Here is a 26,003-nt window from a genome sequence, read left to right on the forward strand (position 1 = left end):
CGCTCGCTTTGCATCGGGAAGGTGCCGTGAGATTAAGGGTGGGTCTTCATCCCCATATAATTAAATTAACAAGCGCGGCATAAACCGCGCTTTGAATTTATTCTGTTAAAGAAGGCTCAGTATTTGCTTGAACATCGCGTGCAGGAGCTTCGTCACTTAACAAGTACTTATCCAGCCATTGCTCTTGCTCCCAAAGCACATGCAGTAAACTCTTGCGAGCACGGTAGCCGTGAGCTTCATAAGGTAACATCACTAAACGCGCTTCTTTCCCTAAGCCTTTGAGCGCAGCGTACATACGCTCGCTTTGCATCGGGAAGGTGCCAGAATTCGGGTCTTCTTGGCCGTGGATCATTAACATCGGCTCGTTAATTTTTTCAGCATGAAAAAACGGTGACATATTGGCGTATACATCCTGTGCTTGCCAAAAATCACGTTCTTCTCCTTGAAACCCAAACGGTGTCAAGGTCCTATTATAGGCACCACTGCGGGCAATACCAGTTTTGAATAAATCACTGTGGGCTAATAAGTTTGCTACCATAAAGGCGCCATATGAGTGGCCTGCAATGGCGATTTTATCTTTATCTGCAATGCCTTTTTCGACCAGCACATCTACCGCAGCTTTGGCACTTGCAACTAACTGCTTTCTAAATAAATCATTTGGCTCTTTACCATCAACTCCGACGATTGGCATCTACGGATCATCAAATACAGCAATACCTTATGCGAGGTAAGGCATTGGTCACCAATAACCTATGTAGGTAAATTCGTACGGCGATTCACGTACTTGCGATGCAACTGCTTTATCTTTATATTCCAGTGGGTATGCCCACATTAATACAGGTAATGGACCTTGCGTTTTATCGTAACCTGGAGGTAAATATAGCGTACCAGAGAGTTCAACACCGTCATCACGTTGGTAACGCACAAGTTCTTTAGTCACCCCTTTAAACGCCGGGTATGGATGCTCAAAGGTAGTGAGCTGAGTCAGAGTGTCGGCATCTAAATCGCGAATAAAGAAGTTAGGTTGTTCGGCCTTAGATTCACGAATAGTAATTAATCGCTCACCTTCATCATCAAGCATGGCACGAACTCGCTCGTAATATGGCGCTTTTGATTGCCATAAACGCTTGGTTGTATTGGTCTTAATGTCGTACTGATCTAAAAATGGCACATTCCCTTGCTCTGACGCACCATCACCGCGCAAAAATATATAACGTCCACCAACCACTTTAATAACGTTTACACCAAGATCATTTCGCTCATAAATAGCGTCGCCCGGATCTTTATAAGCATCGTTATAGCTGCGCTGTGAAAACAATACGCGGTTATTATCCGCATCGCGTGGTTGGATCACATAGGTACGTAACTGGCGATCACTAAAACGCCACTCGGTTAAAAACGCAACGTTTTCATTCGCCCACTCAATACCTGAAAAACGTCGTTCTAGTTTAGCAAATAGTTTTGGTTCACGTTTAAAAGGTGAGCGTAAACTATATAGATGATCATGATACGGCACATCGGTTTTCATATCGCCGCCATCTTGCGCCTGCGCCCAAATGATCTCAGCACCTTGGTCATCACGCCACTGAAAATCACGACGACCCGTTCGCACACTGTCATAACCTTGTGGAATGTTGTCGGCCAGTGGCTGTTTAGACAATTGCGCTAACGTATAACCCCGCATGCCAAACACCTGCCACGTTGTCGCAAAGCGGCTATAGGGTACTTGATACGAAAATGGTTCGTCGATAGTGGCGACTAAAATATTGGTTGAATCAGGCGAGATCGAAAATGATTTAAATAATGCTGGTTTGCCAATCGATAACGCAACACCGCTCAGGGGAATATAAGTTAATTGACCTTGGCCGTAAAACTTAAACTGCAACTCATCAAACGGGCTGGTTAATAAATTTTGGTAAGTCCGTGCTGGCGCTTTTTGACCGCTACTTTGCTGAATAACCGGCACAACGCTATTTGCATCACTAACTAATTTTGGCTTGCCAAGGTTAACCGCTTGGTTAGCAACAATTGCCGTGCTATCTGGTAACCATTGATAAGGGGTAGCTGTTAGCACTGAATTAAGAGCCACTGTTGACAACTGACGTGCTTGTTTAGTTTCGGCGTTATACACCCACAATTGCGCCTGAGTTGGTTGCTCAACAATAAACGCTAAATATTCGCTATTACTTGACCATTTAGGTGAGCGGATCACCCCTTGAGGTAAATTATTAACGGTAATCACAGCCCCAGTCGCAATATGTTTAACTTGTAACGCACTAAATTTAGTGCGAGGACGTGAGCGTGAAAAGTTTGCCGGGTTTAACTTTATACCCGCCAATTTCAATTCTTCTTTTGCTAAATCATCTAATGTTTCAACACGTTTACGCTCAAACAGCGCTAACCATTGACCATCAGCCGATAAGTAGCTACTCGGTGCTAATTTAGCATCAACCAGCGCGGCTAAATCACTTGAAGGGGTTTGATAGCCTTGTGCAGCAAGTACCGAGCCTGAAACACTTACGCTCAGCACTAACGCTAATAACAGCCTGATGCCTTTCATGGTGTATCCTTGATTTTTTATTATTAATAGCTGTATCTAAACATGTTTTGCAACATTCATAAAGTTTTTGCGATTCTAGCTTCAATAACGCCGATAGATGACTTATTAGCTGAAACTACGTTAAACTGGCGCCTTCGTTCAAGCAATTGCTGACGCATACATTAAAATGAAAACAAAAACCGATAAAATAACTATTTTTGACGTTGCCAGAGAAGCTCAAGTTTCTAAGTCAACGGTGTCGTTAGTGCTTACAAACAGTGACAAAGTCAGTGATAAAAGCAAAGAAAAAGTATTGCATGCCATTGATAAGCTTGGCTATGTATATAATAGAGATGCGGCAGCACTGAGAAGTCGCCGCTCTAACTTAGTGGCGTTAGTTATTAATGACTTAACTAACCCTTACTCTGCGCAAATAGCGGTAGGACTTGAAAACCATATTCATGCCCTTGGTATGCTGCCGATGTTAGTGAACACCGCCGAAAATGTTGAGCGCCAAACACAAGTTGTTAAAACACTCAAAGAATATAATGTTGCCGCATTTATCATGTGTCCTGCCCCGGGAACTACCCAGCAGTGGGTTGATGAACTTATCAATAGTGGTTTCCCGGTCATTCACATTATGCGCGAAGTGGCTTTTTGTGCCGCCCCGACAATATTGCCGGACAATAAAAAAGGCACTCATCTAGCCACTAGCCATATTTTACAACAAGGTATTGAGGATATCGCTTTTATAGGTGGAACTGATGATATTTCTGATCATCATGAACGTTTAAGTGGTTTTCACAGTGCCTTAAAGCAGTTTAATATCCATCAACACAAACCAACGATCACCGCCGCCACGAACCGTCAAGGCGGGCGCGATGCCTTTGCTACGTTGTATGCGCAATACCCTGCGACTAAAGCGATTATTTGTTTTAATGATGTTATTGCATACGGTGTCATAGAAGCCATTCGCCAACATGGTTTGATACCCGGTAAGGATATAAAAGTAGTCGGTTTTGATGATTTAGCTGATTCATGTTTAATGTCTCCCTCGTTAAGCAGTGTCACCATCAATGCGGACGATATTGGTAAGCATACTTGCCAAGTACTGCAAGAATTACTTAATCAAGGCACTCCTGCGGTGCGTACCTTAGTCGATGTTCATCTGCAAGTAAGAGATTCAAGTCAATGAAAAAAGTCTTAGTAATTGGCTATGTATGGCCAGAACCAAATTCATCAGCGGCCGGCACTCATATGATGTCGCTATTAAAAGCGTTTAAAAATGAAAATTGGGCGGTTGAATTTGCCAGTCCCGCTCAGAAAACCGAGCATATGGTTAATCTGGATGACTACGGGATCAGCAGCGCAACTATTGCCCTTAATTGTGCAAGTTTTGATGAATATGTTATCAACTACGCCCCTGATATCGTCATGTTTGACCGTTTTATGATGGAAGAACAATTTGGCTGGCGAGTAGATAAACATTGCCCTAACGCAGTAAAAATCCTTGATACTGAAGATTTACAATGCTTACGCAATGCCCGCCATGAAGCGCATAAAGGCAACCGAGCATTTAACCATAGTGATTTACACTCTGACCTCGCCAAACGAGAAATAGCCGCTATTTTACGCTGTGATTTAAGTTTAATTATCTCAAGTTTTGAAATGCAATTACTTGCTGATGTATTTAAAGTCGACAGTAACTTATTGCATCATCTGCCTTTTATGGTCGATTTAAGCTCACTCCCTGAGCAAACTAAATCGTTTGAGCAACGCCAACACTTTATGACCATAGGTAATTTTCGCCACGCCCCAAACTGGGATGCCGTACTCTATTTACAACAAATCTGGCCGCGCATTCGTAAACAACTACCCCAGGCTGAGTTACATATTTATGGCTCTTACCCACCGCCAAAGGCCACCGCGCTTAATAACCCCAAAACTGGCTTTTTAATAAAAGGTTGGGCGCATGATGCCTATCAAGTAATGGAAAGTGCGCGTGTGTGCATCTCACCACTGCGTTTTGGTGCTGGCATTAAAGGAAAGCTGTTAGAGGCGATGATCATGCAAACACCCAGTGTTACAACGACAATTGGTAGTGAGGGTATGCACCATGATTTACCTTGGAGTGGTGTGGTTGAAAATGAGCCGCAGCAATTTGCCGATGCCGCTGTGGCTCTGTATCAAAATAAAAGTTTATTTACGCAGGCACAAACAGCCGGTAATACGATATTAAAAACGCACTACGACAAACAGCTTTTATCTAATAATTTAATCATTAAAATTCAATTGATTAAAGAGAAATTACAAGCTCACCGCGAAGCAAATTTTACAGGCCAAATGCTCAAACACCACACAATGCGTAGCACTCAATATATGGCGCAGTGGATTGAGGCTAAAAACAAATAAAAAAAACTAGACAGGCGGTGATTAGTGTTTAAAATTCCCGCCAAACTAGCTAGGCAAATTTAGATGTATTGTCTATATTTTTTAACTGAATAATTTAAATTTTGGCTCAATACAAATTTGAAAACCGCAACGTTCACAGAAAAGCGCAAATTTATCGTTAAACTGGGTAAGATGCTTCATAAGTATGGCACCCCAGCTTATCGACTCGAAGCTCACTTAATGGAAGTGGCTACTTACCTTGATCTTAAATCTTCATTTGTCATGTCACCCACTTCCGTTACTTTTGTAATTTGGACCGATGGCCATGAAGATGAATATACTCACGTTGCCCGTGTTGATCCTGGCGATCACGATTTAGGTTCGTTAGCCGATACCGATGATCTGGTTAATAAAATGCTCAATGGCGAACTCACGCTACAAGAAGTTGACGTTCAACTCGACGCCATTTTTATTATGCCAAATCCGTATAATCGCTTTACCACAGGGGTTGCCTTTGCCACCTCAGGCGGCGCATTTGCAATGCTGATGGGCACCAGCTGGAATGACGTATTTTGGTCAGCGCTACTTACCTCTGTCGTTTACTTATTTGTACTGTGGTCAGCACGTTCAAAACGCGTGGGCCATATGTTAGAGCCATTAGTGGCGATAGTCTCGGCTATTTTGGCCTGCGCTGTAAGCGTGCATTTAGACGTCGGGATTAATATTCGTTTAGTGGTATTGTCTGCGATTATTGTGTTTATACCCGGGCTTGCATTAGCACTGGGCCTAGCAGAACTTGCAGCGCGGCATTTAGTTTCTGGTACAGCGCGTGTGATGGATGCTTTTATGCTGTTGTTTAAACTGTATTTTGGTGCCTTCATCGGCATTGCGATTGGTTTTGCACTATTCGGCCAAGCCGATTTCGTACAACCTGACCCTTTACCTAAATGGACGGCTTGGTTGGCAATCTTTTTACTCTGTAGCAGCTTAATCGTTATTTTTAGAACCAAACTAAAACATGCTACATGGTCTATCGCCTCTGGCTTTATCGCTTATGGCAGCAGTATTGGCTCTGCGATGTATTTAGATTACACCTTAGGAACATTTGTAGGTGCATTTGCGGTGGGTGTATTTAGTAACCTATTTAACCGCGTAGCAAACGCTCCTGCCTCAATTGTTGCCATGCAAGGCTTGATTGTATTAGTTCCAGGTAGCAAAACTTACATAGGTCTAAACTCATTAATTGAAGGGCAAGACTTTGTGTATGCGGAGCACATCGGCCAACAAACCTTCCTAATATTTATGTCATTGGTGGCTGGATTAATCTTTGCCAACGTTGCACTCCCACCGAAAAAGAGTTTATAAAGCAATTAAGTGCGGTAGTCACTATCGCGCTTAAACCTTATCACTTTAATCTCTTCATTAAACGCCTACTTGTGCGTATTAATCGCATATTTTAGCATTTAAGGTACACCTTGTTATAATCCTTCGATAATTAAAACATGCGAAGGAAAATTCATGATAAAAACTAGCCTAGCACTGGCTCTTGGACTCTCAAGCTCACTGGCATTTGCAGCCACATCGCTTACTGTAGAAGATATCCCTAAAATTCAGTCAGTTATTCAAACCAGCATTAGTCCAAATGGTGACAATGTTGCATTTACCCGCTCAGTGCCACGTGAATTATACGTCGACGAGAATGGTGCCAATTATAGCGAACTCTATGTCGTCGATGATGAAGGTGTCGAGCGTCCTTTCATTACCGGCTCTGTAAGTATCAAGAGTATTCAATGGTCAAACGATAGCAAAACGATCTACTTTTTAGCAAAACTTAAAGACGACAAGTTTACCGCGTTATATCAAATTCCAGTGGATGGTGGTCAAGCGCAAAAAGTACTATCGCTTAAAGACACATCAATTTCTAGCTATCAGTTAAGCCCGAATAACAAACAACTCGCTATTTTAGCTATGCCAGCGGCTGATAAATCTGAAAAAGAGCTGAAAAAATTAGGCTTTATGGCTGAGGTGTACGAGCTAGGCTTAAGAGATAAACAACTATTTATTGTCGATTTAGCCAAAACAGATAAACCTCTTACACCAACAGCGCTTAACGTTGCAAACTATGTAAGTGATGTAAACTGGGCCGAAAAAGGCGATAAGTTATTAGTAAAAACCCAGCCTACAGCGCTAATTGACGACAAATACACTAAATCACAATGGCACTTATTTGATATTGCGACTAATCAAGTGACGATGTCGTTTGCTACTGAAGGTAAATTAGACGGTGCTGAACTGTCTCATGATGGTCGTTACATCGCAATTCTAGGTGCCGAAGATAAGCATGATCCAGCCGCTGGTCGTTTATTTTTAGCTGACACAAAAACAGGTGAAGTAAGTGATTGGTTACCTAATTTCATGGGTCATATCGTTGATTTTGAATGGTCACATAAACGCAACACGCTTAATTTTATTGCCAATGTAGGTACGCAAAGTTTTGTCGCAAGCATTAAAACCGGCTCTAATAAATACAAAAAAATTATTAATGAAGGCCAATTTATTGCATCAAATCTGAGTATTTCTGATTCAGATAAAACCTTAGCGCTACGTGCAAACACTGCAAAGCACCCAAATGAAGTATTCATTATTCGTGGTTCTAAAGCACAACGTTTAACGGATTCAAACAACTGGTTGAATGACAAACGTTTTGCTAAGCAAGAAACTATTTCACTTAAGGCTCGCGACGGTGTTGAGATTGATGGCGTATTAGTCTACCCATTAGATTATGAAAAAGGCACGCGCTATCCATTGATCATGTCAGTGCACGGTGGCCCTGAAAGCCATGACAAAGACGGTTGGGTAACAAACTACTCGCGTCCAGGTCAAATGGGAGCAGCACGTGGTTATGCAGTATTTTACCCAAATTACCGTGGCTCTACAGGTAAAGGCGTTGATTATTCAAAGCTTGGTCAAAACGACTATGCAGGTAAAGAGTTTGACGATTTAATTGACTTTAAACAGCATCTTGTTGAAATGGGCTTAGTTGATACTAAACGTGTTGGTATTACGGGTGGCTCTTATGGTGGTTATGCATCAGCATGGGCCGCAACAAAATTGACTGAACACTTTGCTGCGAGCGTGATGTTTGTAGGTGTTACCAACCAACTATCTAAATTTGGAACTACTGATATTTCTAACGAAATGAATCTTGTGCATGCACGTTCATACCCATGGGATAAATGGCAGTGGTATTTAGAGCGCAGCCCTATTTACTGGGCAGGCCAGTCTAAAACACCATTACTGATCATGCATGGTAAAGATGATCCTCGCGTACACCCTGCACAATCAATGGAACTGTACCGTTATATGAAAGTACAAGGCAAAGATGTACGCCTTGTATACTATCCTGGCGAAGGTCATGGTAACCGTAAAGTAGCCGCGCAATATGATTACAGTTTACGTTTAATGCGTTGGATGGATAACTATTTAATTGACGGCAAAAAAGACATGCCAGCATTCGAGATTGACCATGCAGGCAAGTTAAAAGCGGTAAAAGACGCCAATAAATAATCCTATTATTTTGTGTTAAATACGCTTTTAGGCCAACATTCGTGTTGGCCTTTTTGCTTTTAAATAACAATGAATATGGATGTAATATAAAGACCTAACTCGGTAATTTTTACAAGAAAACACCTTAACAAGCTCAAATATAAAAAATTAAATCAATATATTACAACAACTTAAAAGTTGGCTTCTGTCTTGCAATATTCATTGTAATTAATGAGTAAAGCAAGGAAAACCCATGAATATTTTTGAAGCACTTCGTAATGATCACGACAAACAACGTTCGCTTGTCGATGCGCTGATAAAAACCCAGGGGGAGTCACCGAATAGACAGTCTCTTATGGATAATTTAAAACATGAGTTAGTAGAACATGCTAAATTTGAAGAGCGTTATTTCTATAATCCTTTGATGTTTGATGATTTAACCCATGAAAAAGCCCGTCATAGTATTGCAGAGCATCATGAACTTGATGAATTGATTGAGCAACTTGAAGAAACTGATATGAGCTCACCAGTGTGGCTTGTGACCGCTAAAAAATTACATCATCTTGTACATCATCATCTGGCTGAAGAAGAGCATGAAGTATTTCAACTAGCCGGTAAAGCGCTAACCGAAAGTCAAAAAGAAAGTCTAGCCGAAAAGTATAATGATGCGATGAGTTAACTGCTATATGTGCCCGCTTTAATTTATAAAGCTCTCTAAATAGCAACAACTCTATACCATTTGCATTTATTAGGCACCTCTAACACGGTCAATACTTGGCTAAGCAAACACTCTTAAATTAACTAAGCCCGGCATCAAACGCTGGGTTTTTTAATGCTCATGCTCCATCCCCACCTTTATTTAATATGAAAATCATTCATTGAATGTAAATATTTCGCAATTGAACATACAACTGATAATTGTTATCATACCTACCTTGGTTGCTTATTAGATTAATAATCTTTATTCTTGTCATGAAGGAAGTACAATGAAATCTCGCCCGCTTTATCTGGCCTCACTGATCAGTGCATTATTAACATCAACAACACTTATTGCTGATGATGACACAGCTGAAAATATGGAAGTGATGGTTGTCACCGCTTCTGGTTATGAGCAAAAATTAATAGATGCACCTGCAAGTGTCTCGGTTGTCTCTCGCGAAGATCTACAAAATAAGCCATTTACTAGCCTTGCTGATGCGCTTCGTGATATCGAAGGTATCGATGTTGGTGCCGGACAAGATAAAAACGGTAATATTAGTATTACCATGCGTGGTTTACCCGCAAGCTATACTCTAGTGCTTATTGATGGCCGCCGTCAAAGTGATGTAGGTAATATAGGCCCAAACAACTTTGGTAACAGCCAATTTATGTATATGCCGCCACTTGAGGCTATCGAGCGAATTGAAGTCGTTCGTGGCCCAATGTCCACTTTATATGGCGCTGATGCAATCGGTGGTGTAATCAATATTATCACTCGTAAAAATCTTGATAGCACCCATGGTAGCGTCACGGTAAGCAGTAATATCCAACAAGACGATCAATACGGTAACGATAATAAAGTCGATATATATTTGACCGGCCCAAGCGGCGTTGAGGGATTAACTTACGGGATCCGTGGTAGTTTTTATGACCGTCAAGAAAGTGAGCCAACTTACAGCGAAAGTTTACCACTTCCAGATGGCAGCATGTGGGTTGATGATGGTAGCTTTGGCGATAAAAAAATCGTTGCAGCACGTAACTGGAATGCCGGCGCAACAATAAACTACCTGATCAATAATCAGAATGAAATTACCTTTGAGTACGACATAGCCAAACAGCGTTACGATAACACCGAAGGTCAAACGGGTACGTTAGATAGCCCAGTCAGTTTATGGCGTGTTAGCAAAGGCATTGTACAGCCACGCGTTGGTTATACTCCATATCAACGTGTTGAACGTGAGCAATTTGTATTTGCACATGTTGGTCGATACGATGTTGGTACGCTTACCAGCAGCATTACCCAAAGCAGCAGTGAAAACTTTGGTCGCTCATTACCTCTTAATGTACAAGAGCGTTTAGGTGTGCAGGCCATTTGGGACCAAGCAGTACAGGATCAAGGCATCGACAAGCCAGAACTAACGGATGCAATTTACGCTCAACTTGATGAGACTTTTTTACCACGCCCAATGCGTACACTAAAACTTGATAACTTAATTATTGATACTAAGTTTGAATCAAATATAGATAACCACTATTTTGTAGTAGGCGCACAATATTTTGATGCCGAAATGGAAGATGGTGTATTTGGTATGTACGGGGATGGCTTCCGTGAAGGTACGACTCAAGATCATCGTCAAACAGCTGTATTTGCTGAAGATAACTGGGAAATTACCACAAATCTAACTGCAACTTTCGGCGCTCGTTATGATCATCATAATATCTTTGGCTCACAAGTTAGTCCTCGCGCTTATTTAGCCTACTCTCCTGCTGATGAATGGACTTTCAAAGGTGGTATCAGCACAGGATATAAAACCCCAGAGCCAAACCAACTATTCTCTGGTATTACAGGTTTTGGTGGCCAAGGTACTAAACCTTTTGTTGGCACGCCAGACTTACAACCTGAAACCAGTGTAAACTACGAAATGGCTGCTTACTTTAATGGCAGTGATAGTTTTAGTGGTAACGTAACGGTGTTTTACAATAATTTTAAAGACAAAATCATTAACCAAGATAACTTACCAAACTGTGAAGTGGCCATAGCTGATGAACCTTGTGTTGAAATTGGCGCAGGTTGGGCAGGCATCGGTAGCACCACCTTTACGCAAGCTGCTAACGTAGATAAATCAGCTACTCGTGGTGTTGAAATTGCTGCTAATTGGCAGATTATTGAACAGTTGTCACTACGTGGTAACTTTACTTACACCGATAGTGAAGTGAAAAGTGGCCGTGATGAAGGACTACCTTTAGTTAATACACCTAAAAATATGTATAACTTAACGCTTGCATGGCAACCATTGGATGATTTGAGTATTTCACTTATTTCTGAAATCCGCAGCGATCGTTACCGTGGTACGGCAAATGTGTCTGGTCCACAGGGCCCTGAAACACAAAAGCTCTACTACAAAGCCTATGATTTATATCATTTAGCAGCAAGTTATAAAATTAATGATAGCCTAGCATTAAATGCCCGTATTAATAATCTGTTAGATGACGACTTATCAAGCCGTACTTGCTTATTAGCAACCTCAGAGGAAGAGTACGAATGTACATCTGATTACAATACCACCCAAAAAGCACGCAGCTTGTGGGTATCAATGAGTTACAGTTTCTAGAATAAAAAGCTATAAAAATAAAGCCCAGCAATAATGCTGGGCTTTTTATTATTACGATTTAACCGTGCCTTTTATACTTCATCACCCAACACAGATCCGTGGCCGAAGCAGATTAAAGCGTATACTCAATAAGGGTTCCCGATGAATAAGCAAAGGAAGCCTTAACTTATAGAATTAAATTTTAGAGTTTATTCGCTTAGTATGTAAAGATATGTTCTGAAAGATTTAATTTAAATCATTGAGGGATCTTATGTATAGAATATGGCTATTAAGTTTATGCTTTGTCTTCGGTGTTGCAAATGCACAAACGCCGCAACCACTGAGTTATGACGCATTATTAAGCAACTATAATTACGATTTTGACGTTAACTATTTTAACCTTGACTCACAAGGGCTGTCGTTAAAAATGGCGTATATTTACTTACCAGCAAAGGCTGGTAAACCCGTTGTGACTTTAATGCACGGTAAAAACTTTAACGCTCATTACTGGACTGAAACTGCACTATTGCTACAAAAACTCGGTTATGGCGTGCTGATACCTGACCAAATTGGTTTTGGAAAATCATCTAAACCACGAGATTATCAATTCTCTTTTGCAGCCTTAGCTAGTCACACCCATGCTTTAATGAGCCAACTTAATATAAATAAATCAATTGTATTGGGTCATTCTATGGGCGGTATGCTGGCAAGTCGCTTTGCGCTTATGTATCCACAAACAACCCAACAATTAATTTTACTCAACCCTATTGGCCTTGAAAATTACCTGCAATATGTTGATTATAAAGACACTAACTTTTTTTATAAAAATGAGTTAACTAAAACACCTGCCGGGGTAAAAGCATACCAGCAAAAAAATTACTATGACGGAAAATGGAATAACCAATTTGCTGCTCTGACGAATTTTATCACCGGACAAATTCAAGGCCCAGATAAAGAGCTAGTAGCGTGGGTTAACGCAAAAACATACGACATGATTTTTACTCAACCCGTTATCACCGAGTTTAAAAACTTCACCATGCCTGTTTCACTAATTATAGGTACAAGAGACAGAACAGGACCTGGCCGTAACTGGAAGAAACAAGGGGTAGATTATGAACTTGGCCGCTACGATCAATTAGGTAAATCAGCCGCGGCATTAATTCCTCACAGCCAACTACTTGAACTGACTGATTTAGGTCATTTACCCCATATTGAAGATTTTAAGCGCTTTAAAGCTGTATTGTTAAAAGCCTTAGAAGCAGGCTCAAAGCCACTAGAGTAATATTTAGGCAGATCAGCGGTTAAAGTTATTAACAGCTGATTTGATTACTCAACGCTGACCTTTGAAAACCAATTAATAAACATAAATGCCTACTATTAGATACCTTTTAGCGATAACAGAAAAATATTGTTAATTAGCATGTGGATTCACTTTTAATATTTTGATGGCACTAAAAAATAACAACTCACTGATATAATTAGACTAAAACCCTATCTCCATTAATATATTACTATTCTGAAGTTATTTAAAAATTAAATAACTTTTCAGTTTAAAACTAAAAAAGCAGGTAATGTAAACTTAAAGTTAAAAAACAAGCAGTCTGTTGTTGACCAAATTACAACCTTAGCTTACTCTATGTAAGCGCTTACAACACACACATTGATAAATGTAAGCGCTTACAACTTCGTTCGTAGACACAATAACAACCACAACGAAGTACTTTTAAATTTTTGTCGATACTGGGGTTCAACTAATGAACATGACAACAACCAAAGTAAGCCGCCTTGTTGCGGCAATATCCATGACCATGCTATTTGGCTGTGGTGGAAGTGCTGAGACAAAATCTGACTTCACAAAAGTCGATCCACAAAAGCCGGTTTCTGATTGGCAAATGGTTTGGAGTGACGAATTTGATGGCGCAAGTATTGATTCTAACAAATGGAATTTTGAATTAAGTTGTGCCGGTGGTGGTAACAACGAAAAACAATGTTACACCGATAACGAGCAAAATGCGTTTATCAAAGATGGCATATTAAATTTAGTTGCTTTACCGGCCGACGAAGGTGCCGAAAAGCCTTATACATCGGCACGTTTGAACACCCGCTACAACGCAGATTTTACTTATGGCCGTTTTGAAATGCGTGCAAAGTTGCCTTCAGGGCAAGGTAGCTGGCCTGCTTTTTGGATGATGCCAACTAATGAAGTATATGGTACATGGCCGCGCTCTGGCGAAATTGATATTTTAGAAGCTGTAAATTTAAAAACAGTTGCTGAAGATGGCACCGTTGAAGCTAATATTCATGGCACACTTCACTATGGTCGTGAATGGCCTAACAACTCGAACTCTGGTAAAGCGTACACATTTGCAGAGGGGATGAACCCTGCTGACGATTTTCATACTTACGCTATTGAATGGCAAGAGGGCGAAATTCGTTGGTACGTAGATGACTACTTATATGCCACACAACGTCGTTCTGAAGTTCGTTATAACTCAAAAGACGAAGCTGTTGGCCTAAAACATAGAGGTTGGTTTGCTGAATACTTTGAACAAGGTAATGGCGAGCTTACAACACATTGGGATAATGCCCCCTTTGATAAAGACTTTTACCTTATTTTAAATAATGCCGTTGGCGGTGATTGGCCGGAAAACGTAAATAACTTAGGCGTTGACGCTGCAGCATTTGCAGAGGGTCAAAGCTTTGAGATTGATTACGTACGCGTTTATCAATGTGCAGCTAATACTGACACAGGTAAAGGCTGTGAGACAGTGCGCCCAGGTTACGACAACTTAGAAGATGCACTTGTTGAAGGTAAAGCGCCTGTACCTACTCCACCAAGTGATGGTGTTGCAAAAAACCTTGATATTTTTAATGGTAGCTTAGACGCAAACTGGATCGCTTGGGATTGTTGTGGCGGAACCACACCAGAAACCATTACCGACGCTGACAAAGGCGACGTGGTTAAATTTAATATCAACGATAATAACGGTACAGTATTAGGTTTTTCAACCCGTGGCGGTCACTTCCCTGATGGCTTTGCAGGGTCATCGTCTCCATTTGATGCTTCTTTACTGCTTGATTTAAATGGTCGTGTATCATTTGATATGAAAGTAGTGACTCCTCCAACATCTTCAACTACTTGGTTATTAAAGGCTGAAGCCGGTGATGGCGGTCCTAATACCGGCGATGTCCCACTTAGCGATAGTAATGAAGGCGTAACACCGGTTACAGGCCAATGGCAAACCTATACATTCCCACTTTCTTTACTACAAGAAAGAGGCCTCGATATAAGTGCCATTGATGTATTAATGGTATTTCCTACATGGCAAACAGGTGGCGGTGCCGAGTACTTAATTACCAATGTAGCTATTGAAGGTGACTTACCAAAAGTCGATCTTTTCAGTGATGAACAAAACCTAGATTGGCCAATGTGGGATTGTTGTGGTGGTTCAAAACCGGTTGAAGTAATGGATGATGAAGAACACGGTTTAACGGCTGAGTTTACTATTGGCGCAACAGCAACAGTAATGGGCTTTAATAGCCGCACAGCTGCAGGCGGAAGCGGTGAAGCATTCGATGCTACTTCGATATTAGAAAACGGTGTAATAGCGTTTGAGTTAAAGGTGATCTCAAAACCAAATAATCTTGATTCAGTTTGGAGTTTCAAAGTTGAGTCTGATAACGGTAGCTCTGCTGTCGAAATTCCATTAACTGACAGCGTCGAAGGTGTAGAACCTACTATTGGTGAATGGCAAACATATACCTTTACCCTTGCTGATTTAGCGGGTGCAGGTTTAGATGTTAGTGCATTAGATGTGGTGATGATTTATCCAACTTGGGACACAGGTGAAGGCGCTGTTTATCGTGTAGATAACGCATTCATTGGCATTCCATAACTAAGAATCACTTTATGGTAGGTGCGTATAAGCACCTACTTACCGTAAAAAATTTAGTAAAAAGCAGAGCAATTATGAACACAAATAAGTTTAAAAAAAGCCAAATAGCGGCTTCTGTGTCACTTATCATCGCTGCAAGCACATTTAACTTCGCTAACGCTGCGCAAGAAAGTACTGCCGAACCTGAAATCGAAGTAATACAAATTAAAGGTATACGTGGTTCACTGATCCGCTCTATGGACATGAAACGCGATGCATCTGGATTAGTCGATGCAATTTCTGCCGAAGAAATGGGTAAATTCCCAGATACCAACTTAGCTGAATCACTACAACGCATTACGGGTGTATCGGTGAGCCGTGCAAACGGCGAAGGTAGCCAAATTACAGTCCGTGGTTTTGGCCCTTCATTTAATTTGGTAACACTTAACGGTCGCCAAATGCCTGGAACGGGTAACTCTCGTTCGTATAATCTTGAAAACATCGCCTCAGAAGGTGTAAGTGCCTTAGAAGTATTTAAAACTGCCCGTGCTGATGTGCCTAGCGGTGGTTTAGGTGCGACAGTTAATATTTCAACATCGCGCCCTCTGCAAAGACCTGGGCAGCACTTTTCAGCAACAGCAAAAGCAATTCATGACTCATCAAATGAAGTTGGTATCGATGTAACACCTGAAATATCAGCTATTTACAGCAATACCTTTAATGATGAAATGTTTGGTATTGGCTTTTCATTCTCGCATCAACAGCGCGACTTTCAAAAACAAAGCGCTAATATTCAAGGTTGGCAAGCTAATGTAGATTTACCGACTCTTTCAGAAGATAAATTTATTGATGCTCGCCCAGTTGATGCAGACGGTAATCGCGTAGGTAATCACTTTTTTGCAAAAGACATGAACTACGCTATTGAAGATTTACAACGTGAGCGTACCAATGGGCAAGTAACACTGCAATTTGCACCCACTGATAATTTTGTGGCCACCCTTGATTACACAGCAAGTGAGGCTACAACAGGGTCAAAAACTCTCGGCTGGGGTATTTGGAACGACTTTGGCAGTAATATTAACGGTTACGAGCTAGATGAAAATGGCACCGCTATTTATGCCGATATTAGCGGTAACGATGCGTCATTTACCTCGAGTAAAAACACCACTGAAGTAAAAGCTCGCTCTATCGGTTTAAATTTAGATTGGCAAATTAATGATACATGGCAAATTGAGCTTGACTACCATGATTCTAAAAACGAAACCGACAATGGCGCAGACAAAGGTCTAGGTAGTGATGGGCAAGTTATTTTAGGTTCTGATCAGCTTGTTAATAAAATTTATGATTACCGCACTGGCGAAGTTCCGCATACGCAAGTTAATTGGAAAAACGGCACGAATGTATTAAGCCCAGGTGAGATTGATTCAAACTTTAGTCAGTTTATTCATTCACCGGGGGAATCAAATATTGAACAACTTCAACTACATGCAAGTTGGATAAATGAAAGTTTTGACATTGGTTTAATTGAAGTTAAGTTTGGTGGTTCGCGCACAGAGCAAAACACCGGTGGTTATGAGGCATGGAGTGGCTTAGTTGGTGGCCCTGGTTTTAATCCTTCTTACACTGAAATTTTCCCAGATGGTATGTTTACACTTCATGATACCTCAGGATTATTAGATCAATTTGCCGGTGGCGGTAGCAATTTACAACCAAACTATTACTACAGCTATGATTTTGACGAAGCCGTAGCAAGACAAATGGCATACTTAACCGCTGATGTAACAGGCGGCGATGCTTATGCACCTAATGCCTATCTTGATGGCATTGACAGTCAAAGCTCGGTTGAGGAAATTACCAACAGTATTTATGTTCAATCACGTTGGGAGTTTGACGTTAGTAATTACTACGTTAAAGTAAACGCAGGTCTTCGCTACGAAGAAACCGATGTAACCAGCTCTGTTCGTCAGCGTGTTGAACAACAAGTTAATTGGATCAGCGCTTCAGAGTGGATCACTCAATATTCAGCAGGTGGCGATGATAACTTCTTAGTGCAAGAAGGCAGTTATGATATTTTACTGCCATCAATTGACTTAAGTGTTGACCTAACTGATGACGTGGTTGCTCGCGTATCATGGGGCAAAACAATGTCGCGTGCACCTTTAGGCGATTTAGCTGGCGGTCGTTCACTAACAGGCAGTCCAAAACCGGGATCACGCGTAGGTAGTCAAGGTAACACGGGGCTATTACCGTTTGAATCAACAAATCTTGATTTATCTTTGGAGTATTACTACGCAGAAGGCAGTTATGCATCTGTAGGTTACTTTAAAAAGGACGTTGATAACTTTATTCAAACCACCATTACCCCAACCACCATTGAAGGCTTATATGATATTTTAAATGGCCCGCGCTATCTACAAGCTGTGAGTGATATTGAGGCACGTGGTGAGCAAGCAACAACCGATGCCATTTTTGCACAAATGCTTGCTAATGGTGATGGTAATGCCAATGGTCAAATTGAACCAAATAGTAACGATCCACTTATTACTTGGAACATTAGCCAACCACAAAATACCGATAGCAAATCAGTCGATGGTTTTGAAGTGGCAGTACAACACTTAATTGGCGAAACAGGCTTTGGTGTCGGTGTTAATGCTACATTTGTCGACGGCGATGTTGAATTTGATACAGACAGCTTAGACCAACAAGCTCCGTTAACGGGCTTAAGTGATTCAGCTAACTTCCAAGCGTTTTACGAAAAAGATGGCTTATCAGTAAAACTGACTTACGCATGGCGCGATTCATACCTTATTGGTGTAGGCCAAGCACAAGGTTCTGCTGATGCACCACCACAATATGCGAAAACATATGGCCAGTGGGATATGAGCGTAAATTATGACGTTAACGAGAATGTGACGGTATTCTTTGAAGGTATAAATCTCAATAATGAAACCGAGCAAGGCTATGGCCGTTACGAAGAGCAGTTCTTATTTGCTCGCCAGTATGGTCCACGCTACGCAGTTGGTGCACGCTATACCTTTTAATAAACCTAAGTAATTAAACAGTCCAGCCGCTCACTGAGCGGCTTTTTTTATAGCTGTTTAATTTTTTCTAATAGCTTATCGGTTGTCCAATCAATAGCGTTATAGGCAATATCGGGCTTATAGTAATCGCCCTTTGCTCTTGCTCTATCAACATACACTTTATTAGGGATAATAACTTTACCTAACCCTGAGGGTAACTCGGCTAATCGAACATCCATATACAATGAATCAGCACTGCTTGGCGCGCCAAATAACTGAGTGTTTGAAAACTGTTTAAATACATCAATGGCGCCAAGACAGGCACTTGCACACTGTGGTGGCACAATAACAAAAACCTGTGTTTTAAAGTCACTCACTAGCGATGTATTTTCGCTTTGATTTGATTTGCTTTGCTTTGCTTCTATATAAAATGGCTTATTGTTTTCAAGTGACTTTGCCATACCTGCAGCTATTTCTTTAATCTCTTTATGGACTTCAGGTTGATCTTTCACCACTTCAATTAATGATTTAACATGGTTAGTATTATCTTTTGACGCTCTCCACCAAACTCGGCTATTTTTTGAGTAGTTATCCATTTTTTGTTCAACAACTTGCTCACCCCACAACGCTTTTGCAAGCTTTAAGCTCCAATACGACGAGCCACCTTGGTTGTGACGAAGATCTAAAACCACCGTTTTTGCACTGAGTAACTTAGAACGTTGATCAGTCACTTTTTTATACAGGTTATTGTAATCATGAGTTTGCTTATCGTTATTTGCAAAACTGGGCATAGCAATCCACGCTATGTTTTGCGTAGGCCAAGTTAAATCGGTTGTAAGCTCATCCCCATTATAGGCATGTGTTAAATGCTTACTTACACTCTTTGGCCGAACAGACCAATCAAGGGTTTTACTGTAAGCTTGCCCATTGGCTTTTATTACTCTGCTATTGAGCGGCGCAGCTTTCGCTGAAGATAACTGTTATTTAACAGCTATTGTAAACAATGTATCAACCCCTTTATTACAAGGTGTTGCATCGACATAAGACTAGTAAAAGGGGTTAACCAATTTGAATTAGTATGTACACTAAGTCAAAGTGGTGTATTCACTTTTACTCGCCCTGCACTTAAGAGCTTTTCGTGGCAACAAGATGGCGCATTAAAAGCTCCCTTAAAAACAAATCATGCAGTGCAAAATTATTAGCTAATGCTAGGTGAGTTTGATAAGTATGAGCTAGCAAACATGGCTAACTCAGCTATATTAATCTTTTTTAAATAACACCTGTGGATAAACCATTGTTTTCATTTCTAATACATTACCGTTTGGATCTTCAATAAAAAACGTTTCTTGTTCAAATTCATTGCCAACAAAACGACGGTATGGCTTATCTAAATATTCAAGACCTGCATCTGCAATACGCTTTTTTAATGCTTGAAATTGATCTTCTGATAAGTGAATGCCAAAGTGAGGAACTGCCACCGCGCCCATATCAACATCATGACGAACAGTTGGTAAGCGCTCAACACTTTGATGAAGCGTTAACTCGTTACCCCAAAAATCAATGTCTACCCATCGCCCTGCTTCACTATTGCCCGTTTTACAGCCAAGTACGTCACAATAAAATGTTTTCGCTTTTTCGAGATCACCGGCAGGAATTGCTAGGTGCAAACAGTTGGACATAAATTACCTTTATTAATAACTTTTAACATATGAAATATGCTGCATTATACATAAACTGCAATTTATATAACATTAACAGCATTACTTTTAGTAATTAATTGCATACCACCAAATCTAAAACTAATACTTTATGATGTGTGTGCTATGCCTAAATCCATCTCCTTGAAGTTCATCGCTTTTGTAAACGCGTACAACATTGGCATTATCTATTGTTGTGTCTGCGGCTTTAACTGGCCTCATTGGTTCATTCCATATCCTGCAGATTATAAAAAACATTCTTATGCATCTATTTATACACGTAGTTTTGCCAGTATGTGTTTCACCGTTTTAATTAGCAACTACTGGAAAATTGCTATTATTTCTGCAACTGGCGCTGCGCTCACAACTGCTAAATAAAAGTATTCTAATAAAGAGTAATCCGTTCGCTCTTTGTCGTTTAATAACTAATATAAATATAAATATAAAACTATTAATGACCCTAAAACGCCTACGCTATAATAATTTCATATCTAGCCTTGTTATTTTTTACGTATATCTGTTAATATCCTCCGCGAACTTTATTTGCCCTAAATAAAGAATAATCATATACGGATTTATGAACATGAAAAAACTAATCGCAGTAGCAGCTCTATCTTTACTTCCTTTCTCAAATGCAATGGCTGACCAAGATATTGGTTGTGGTCTTGGTTCAATGTTATTTGCTGGTCAGCAAGGTAAAGGCGTGAAAATTTTAGGCGCTACAACTAACGGTACATCAGGTAACCAAACTTTTGGTATCACTTTTGGTACTCTAGGTTGTGATGGTACTGGTACAGTAACCTCTTCAGAAAAAATTGCTTTATTCATCGACGGTAACATGGAGCAACTTGCTCGTGATATGTCAAAAGGTGAAGGCGAAACTTTAGCTACTCTAGCTGAAGCTTGGGGCGTTGCAGATCAAGATAAAGCAGCGTTTAATGCGCTAGCTCAAGCACAGTATTCTTCAGTATTCACTTCTGAAAATGTGACTTCACAAACAGTTTTAGAAAACCTAAACACTGTAATTGCAAGTGATGCAAAACTTGCTTCTTATACTCTTTCTTAATCAGCTAAATTAGCCGGTTTTTATACGTATAAATAAAGCCGCTGGGGTTTATCTCTAGCGGCTTTTATTAGTGATTATGAAAAAAATATTATTTGTTTTACTAATTGCACTGTTCAGTGCTTACTCAAACGCTAAAAGTATTGAAATTAATACATTAGCAACAGATCCATACTGGCTTAAACTGGGTCACTATCGTCCGACGACGCTAGGTGGTTGGAAAAGTGAAGTAGACAGTGTTAAGTTTTTTTTATCCCCTAAAGGAAAGGTAAGCCCAAGGGATGAGCTCAACACCACAATTAACGCATTTAATGGCGATAATAGCCTCCCTCAACAAACACAACAAACTCGGTGCCAATTTCCTGCACGTTACACGTGGCTTAAAACAAAAATAAAAAATAACTGGCCAGAACTTAATTGCCCAGATCTACAAACTTGGCAAAAAATTATAAACCCTAAGGGCGTTACTTTAGTCTTTCCAACTGCATTTATGAATAGTCCATCATCAATGTTTGGCCATACCTTGTTACGTATTGATGCAAAGGATCAAACTCGGCATAAAGAATTACTCGCATTTGCCGTTAATTTTGCAGCAGAGCCAGATGGTTCTGATAATGCTGCAATGTATGCATTAAAAGGCTTAATTGGTAGCTATCCGGGCAAATTTTCACTGATGCCGTATTATAAAAAAGTACGCGAGTATAATGATTTAGAATCTCGTGATATTTGGGAATACAAACTTAATTTATCCGAGGAGCAAGTTAAGCTTATTTTATTACATCTATGGGAGCTACAATTAGCCACTTTTGATTACTTTTTTATAGATGAAAACTGCTCTTATCAGCTGCTCGCATTATTACAACTGGCAAAAAACGATCTCAATTTAACATCCTCATTTGACTTACAAGCCATTCCATCTGATACCGTTGCGGTACTTAGAAATAATAACTTGTTACAAACACCTAATTATCGTCCTGCGTTTGGTACTAAACTGTATCATTATTCTACTCAAATGACTGACGAGCAACTTAATGACGCAAGAGCGCTTATGCAAGGTGGATCACTCAATACCCGAAACTACTCCGAATCACAATTGGTCGCTATATTAGAAATGGCCTATGAGTGGTTAAATTTTGAGTTTTACGATAAAAATTTAAACCGTGAAGAAATTGCCCCACGACTTGCTAAGTTACTCCTCATGCGTAGCAAATATAAAATAGCTTCGCCATTTACCAAACCAAATCGACCTGCAGCCTCTCCAGAGCAAGGTCATGGTTCTTCTAAAATAACGCTAGCAAGAACCCATTATAATCAACAAAGTGATTTAACAAGTTTTGCATATCGCCTCGCATACCATGACTTACTAGACACCTCTGCTGGGTTTATTCCTGGTGCTCAAATTAGCTTTTTTGATATTGAAGGCGCTATAAAAGATAACGGTAACACTCAGCTAGAACATTTTTATCTATTAGATGCAATGTCACTTGCACCCGATAACCGGATTTTTGATAGCTGGTCATGGAACCTTAAAATGGGCTTTGATCGACAGCCAAATAATGACTTTCAACAAGGCCGCTGGTTTACTAAAGGTGGCTATGGAAAATCAATCGGCAACCCAAACACCCTTCATGGCTATTTATTAGCACAAGTTGAGTTTAACAATGGCGATATAACGGATAAGTTAAAAACGGGGTTTGGCACAGAAGCTGGTGTTATTTGGCAAATCAATAATAGTCATAAGCTTGCCCTTACAACAAATATAATGTGGCTTGTCGATGCAGACGTAGATAATCACGCTGATCTAACATTAAAATGGAATTACGCTTTGTCACGAAATTTATCTATACGCACAGAGCTAAAAAACCAGCGATGGTATACAAGCAGTACGTCGGCTAAACTAGCCATTCAATATTACTTTTAATCACTGGGTTTTACGGAGCTTGTTGGGTAACCAAACAGCACGTTTAACTTGGCTTTTAACCCTTTAGCTTGGTAGGTACTTTTAAATAAATACTGCCACTGATGAAAGGTGATTTTGATTGGGTTATTACTGTTTAGTTGGCCAATAATGCCGTATTTACAGGGCTTGTTTTCATCCTCTTCTACATAAGTGCCAAATAATTTATCCCAAATAATTAAAACGCCAGCGAAGTTTTTATCTAAGTAGCCATTATTTATAGCGTGGTGCACCCGATGATGCGATGGGGTATTAAATAATGCTTCAAACCAACCGAGCTTTTTTACCACTTGCGTGTGTACAAAAAATTGATAAGCCAAATTAAGTGCCACCACCGCAAAAACAATTACAGGCTCAAAGCCTATTAATATCATCGGCAACCAAAATAGCCACATTCCCGCCAGCGGATACATTAAACTTTGCCTAAATGCCGTGGTAAAGTTCATTTTAGTAGAACTATGATGCACTACATGAGCGGCCCATAACCAATGAATATGGTGTGATGCACGATGAAACCAATAGTATAAAAAGTCTTGCAGTAAAAAAGCGCCTAATACAGTAAATAGCGTCAATTCAATATCAAATAGCCGAAACTGATACAACCAATAAAAAAACGGCATTAATAATAATAACGCAATGGCATCAGCTCCTTGATGTAATAAAGCAAGTAACGCGTTGGCTAAGCTGTCTTTTATATCGTAGTAACGTCTAAATTTTATAAACTCAACCCCTACAAACAGCAAAAAAATAGGGCTCAGTGCCAATAAAATAATTTCAATGCTCATGGCGTTTGCTCCTTAAAATAGCGGGCTATTTTTTTAAGTGCTTGGCTAACATCTTTTTTTATAAAAAAAGCCAGTATAAAATTGGGTAACCACAAAGGCGCAATGCAACGAATATGGTAGCTGATCTCGGTGAGTGATGGCTGAGCATTATTGGCTTTTAAGTAAATATCACCACGGTGCTGTGCAACGGGTTTATCCCCTAAAATACGGTAACTAATGTGGCTATTATCGGCCGTTATTATTTGCTCTTTAAATGTTGTACCTTGCATTTTTATTTGTCTAATAGTGCCTTTTCCGCCACTTATTTCACCCGAGTCTTGCGGTGTTAACACTTTAAACTGCGCATTAAAAAAGCGCCCCAAATCAGCATGCGCTAATAATAAGGTGCGTAATTGTTCAGGCGTTGCTGCCACACTATGTTTAACGTTTACCTCAATCATTGTGTGCCCCATATTATTTTTATAGATCTCTAGCATATAAAAATATTGCATGGCAAACTTGCGATTAGATGACTATTTTTTAGCTTTAGGCGACAAATGAAAACCTTAGCCGATCATTACTTTTCTAGCTGTTTGGATTATCTTCAAAGCAAAGGATTAGATAGCCAAGAGATACTAACTGCCATTGAGTTTGACGAGTATACAAATAAGCAAACACAACAATTAGCACCACGTATTAGCTTAAAAAGCTATAATGCGCTGCTTAGTTATGCACAGCAAATGCTAAACGACTCCTTATTTGGGTTTGAGTTAGGAAAACAAATACGTACCGCTGATTTTGGTGTACTTGGGTATTTAATTGAATCGAGTACTAATCTAGCCAGTGCCATTACTGCATTACTGAGCTACGACAGTTTAGTGGCCAACATAGGGCGTGCTGAGTTTGAACAGCAACAAACACTTTGCAAGGTAACTTGGTTAGCCGACCCACAGTGCAGCCCACAGGCCGTATTACGAAATATGACCGCGTGGGTAAGTGTTATACGCCAACTACTTAATCCTCAGCTTTCGCCTAGTTGCGTTTATTTTACAGCACGTTTTTCAGACAGTGAGCTACAACAATTAGCGCGATGGTTTAATTGCCCAGTAAAAGCTGGCGCTAACTTTAATCAAGTAGAGTTTCCAAGTAGTTACTTAACCCTGCCTTTTAAAACCGATAACTCCCAGATTAACGCTGTGCTTAAGCAAATGTCAGAGCAACGGCTATCCCAGTTTAAAAGTCAGCAATTATTAACAGAAAAAATTAATCATATTTTAATGGCTAAACATGATTTACAAGAGTGTACGTTAATTCGCACCGCAAGCGTGTTAAATATGACCCAAAGAACATTACAACGTCGTTTAAAAAAAGAGCATAAAACCTTTGCAGCCCTACTCGAAGCAGAACGAAAACGACGTTTACCACTTTATATTAATCAATACCCTTTAAGCACAATTGCATTTATGTTGGGTTTTAACGATCAGAGCTCATTCAATCGTGCTTTTAAACGCTGGTATAACATCAACCCACGCGACTATATAAAAAAGCACTCACTGACTTAGTAAATCAGCATCATTTAAAAAATGGCGTAACGATAAAAACAAAGGTGTTGGCAAATCATTCACATCGCACCAACGCCACTGTAAACATTTGTTAGGCTCTTTATTTACAGGCTCGCCACCTTCATACTTTGCCTGCAAATATAAAGTAATATAATGCTTGTTCTCGGCGCTAAAAATATCGTTGGTAAAATCGAGTTTACGAATATTAGTAACATTAAGCCCTGTCTCTTCAGCGACTTCACGCACTGCACATTGCTCAACCGTTTCACCAAATTCTAAATGCCCCCCAGGGGTTGCCC

At 40.2% G+C, this 26,003-nt stretch carries 16 protein-coding genes and 3 pseudogenes; 13 read left to right on the forward strand and 6 right to left on the reverse strand.

From position 1 onward, the window contains the following. Nucleotides 1-97 precede the first annotated feature (97 nt). Nucleotides 98-2,560 (reverse strand): annotated as a pseudogene (locus H5232_RS15970) (S9 family peptidase). A gap of 166 nt (nucleotides 2,561-2,726) precedes the next feature. Here H5232_RS15970 and H5232_RS15975 point away from each other — a divergent pair. From H5232_RS15975 to H5232_RS16015, 9 genes are all read left to right on the forward strand, one after another. Continuing rightward, on the forward strand, nucleotides 2,727-3,734 hold the full coding sequence (locus H5232_RS15975) for a LacI family DNA-binding transcriptional regulator (protein ID WP_182717550.1): 1,008 nt from the start codon (nucleotides 2,727-2,729) through the stop codon (nucleotides 3,732-3,734). Then, nucleotides 3,731-4,951 carry a glycosyltransferase gene (locus H5232_RS15980; protein ID WP_182831179.1) on the forward strand — a complete coding sequence of 407 codons (1,221 nt, stop codon included), beginning with the start codon at nucleotides 3,731-3,733 and terminating at the stop codon, nucleotides 4,949-4,951. Before H5232_RS15975 ends, H5232_RS15980 begins: the two co-directional genes overlap by 4 nt. Nucleotides 4,952-5,068: 117 nt before the next feature. After that, nucleotides 5,069-6,295, forward strand: coding sequence for a threonine/serine exporter ThrE family protein (locus tag H5232_RS15985; protein ID WP_149980016.1), 1,227 nt, complete (start codon nucleotides 5,069-5,071; stop codon nucleotides 6,293-6,295). A gap of 153 nt (nucleotides 6,296-6,448) precedes the next feature. After that, on the forward strand, nucleotides 6,449-8,497 hold the full coding sequence (locus tag H5232_RS15990) for a S9 family peptidase (RefSeq protein ID WP_182831180.1): 2,049 nt from the start codon (nucleotides 6,449-6,451) through the stop codon (nucleotides 8,495-8,497). Between the two features lie 232 nt (nucleotides 8,498-8,729). After that, the gene (locus H5232_RS15995) at nucleotides 8,730-9,155 is read left to right on the forward strand and encodes a hemerythrin domain-containing protein (protein ID WP_149980014.1); all 426 of its coding nucleotides are present in this window, start codon (nucleotides 8,730-8,732) and stop codon (nucleotides 9,153-9,155) included. Nucleotides 9,156-9,462: 307 nt separating this feature from the next. Further along, nucleotides 9,463-11,787 (forward strand): TonB-dependent receptor domain-containing protein, encoded by a 2,325-nt coding sequence (locus H5232_RS16000; RefSeq protein ID WP_182717554.1) that lies wholly within the window; start codon nucleotides 9,463-9,465, stop codon nucleotides 11,785-11,787. 250 nt (nucleotides 11,788-12,037) lie between these two features. Continuing rightward, nucleotides 12,038-13,048 (forward strand): alpha/beta fold hydrolase, encoded by a 1,011-nt coding sequence (locus H5232_RS16005; RefSeq protein WP_182767307.1) that lies wholly within the window; start codon nucleotides 12,038-12,040, stop codon nucleotides 13,046-13,048. Nucleotides 13,049-13,520: 472 nt separating this feature from the next. Further along, nucleotides 13,521-15,662 (forward strand): glycoside hydrolase family 16 protein, encoded by a 2,142-nt coding sequence (locus tag H5232_RS16010; protein ID WP_182767308.1) that lies wholly within the window; start codon nucleotides 13,521-13,523, stop codon nucleotides 15,660-15,662. 74 nt (nucleotides 15,663-15,736) lie between these two features. Continuing rightward, nucleotides 15,737-18,682, forward strand: coding sequence for a TonB-dependent receptor (locus H5232_RS16015; protein ID WP_182831181.1), 2,946 nt, complete (start codon nucleotides 15,737-15,739; stop codon nucleotides 18,680-18,682). Between the two features lie 47 nt (nucleotides 18,683-18,729). On the opposite strand, the pseudogene H5232_RS16020 reads toward H5232_RS16015, so the two are convergent. Both H5232_RS16020 and H5232_RS16025 read right to left on the reverse strand, forming a co-directional pair. Continuing rightward, nucleotides 18,730-19,599, reverse strand: a pseudogene (locus tag H5232_RS16020) (S41 family peptidase); the annotation flags it as partial. Nucleotides 19,600-19,920: 321 nt separating this feature from the next. Beyond that, nucleotides 19,921-20,340, reverse strand: coding sequence for a VOC family protein (locus tag H5232_RS16025; protein WP_182739529.1), 420 nt, complete (start codon nucleotides 20,338-20,340; stop codon nucleotides 19,921-19,923). A 196-nt stretch (nucleotides 20,341-20,536) separates the two neighbouring features. Between H5232_RS16025 and H5232_RS24735 the strand changes: the two are divergent. The 3 genes and pseudogenes from H5232_RS24735 to H5232_RS16035 form a co-directional block, all read left to right on the forward strand. After that, nucleotides 20,537-20,727 (forward strand): annotated as a pseudogene (locus H5232_RS24735) (hypothetical protein); the annotation flags it as partial. 214 nt (nucleotides 20,728-20,941) lie between these two features. Next, nucleotides 20,942-21,424 carry a DUF3015 domain-containing protein gene (locus tag H5232_RS16030; RefSeq protein WP_149980008.1) on the forward strand — a complete coding sequence of 161 codons (483 nt, stop codon included), beginning with the start codon at nucleotides 20,942-20,944 and terminating at the stop codon, nucleotides 21,422-21,424. Nucleotides 21,425-21,500: 76 nt separating this feature from the next. Beyond that, the gene (locus H5232_RS16035) at nucleotides 21,501-23,342 is read left to right on the forward strand and encodes a DUF4105 domain-containing protein (RefSeq protein ID WP_182760755.1); all 1,842 of its coding nucleotides are present in this window, start codon (nucleotides 21,501-21,503) and stop codon (nucleotides 23,340-23,342) included. Here H5232_RS16035 and H5232_RS16040 read toward each other — a convergent pair. Together H5232_RS16040 and H5232_RS16045 are read right to left on the reverse strand one after the other, a co-directional pair. Next, complete coding sequence (locus H5232_RS16040) at nucleotides 23,339-24,163, reverse strand: sterol desaturase family protein (protein WP_182717559.1); 825 nt, start codon at nucleotides 24,161-24,163, stop codon at nucleotides 23,339-23,341. The genes H5232_RS16035 and H5232_RS16040 overlap by 4 nt on opposite strands. Continuing rightward, nucleotides 24,160-24,603, reverse strand: a complete 444-nt coding sequence (locus H5232_RS16045; protein ID WP_182739526.1) for an SRPBCC family protein — start codon at nucleotides 24,601-24,603, stop codon at nucleotides 24,160-24,162. Before H5232_RS16045 ends, H5232_RS16040 begins: the two co-directional genes overlap by 4 nt. A 96-nt stretch (nucleotides 24,604-24,699) precedes the next feature. Between H5232_RS16045 and H5232_RS16050 the strand changes: the two genes are divergently transcribed. Continuing rightward, nucleotides 24,700-25,704 (forward strand): AraC family transcriptional regulator, encoded by a 1,005-nt coding sequence (locus H5232_RS16050; RefSeq protein ID WP_182739525.1) that lies wholly within the window; start codon nucleotides 24,700-24,702, stop codon nucleotides 25,702-25,704. Here H5232_RS16050 and H5232_RS16055 read toward each other — a convergent pair. Further along, a partial coding sequence (locus H5232_RS16055) for an NUDIX hydrolase (protein ID WP_182831182.1) occupies nucleotides 25,693-26,003 on the reverse strand: 311 nt, incomplete at its 5' end. The two genes, H5232_RS16050 and H5232_RS16055, sit on opposite strands and share 12 nt — an antisense overlap.

Origin of the sequence: Pseudoalteromonas sp. SG41-5, assembly GCF_014164495.1 — a bacterium.
In the GTDB taxonomy this organism is placed as follows: Bacteria; Pseudomonadota; Gammaproteobacteria; order Enterobacterales; family Alteromonadaceae; genus Pseudoalteromonas; species Pseudoalteromonas rhizosphaerae.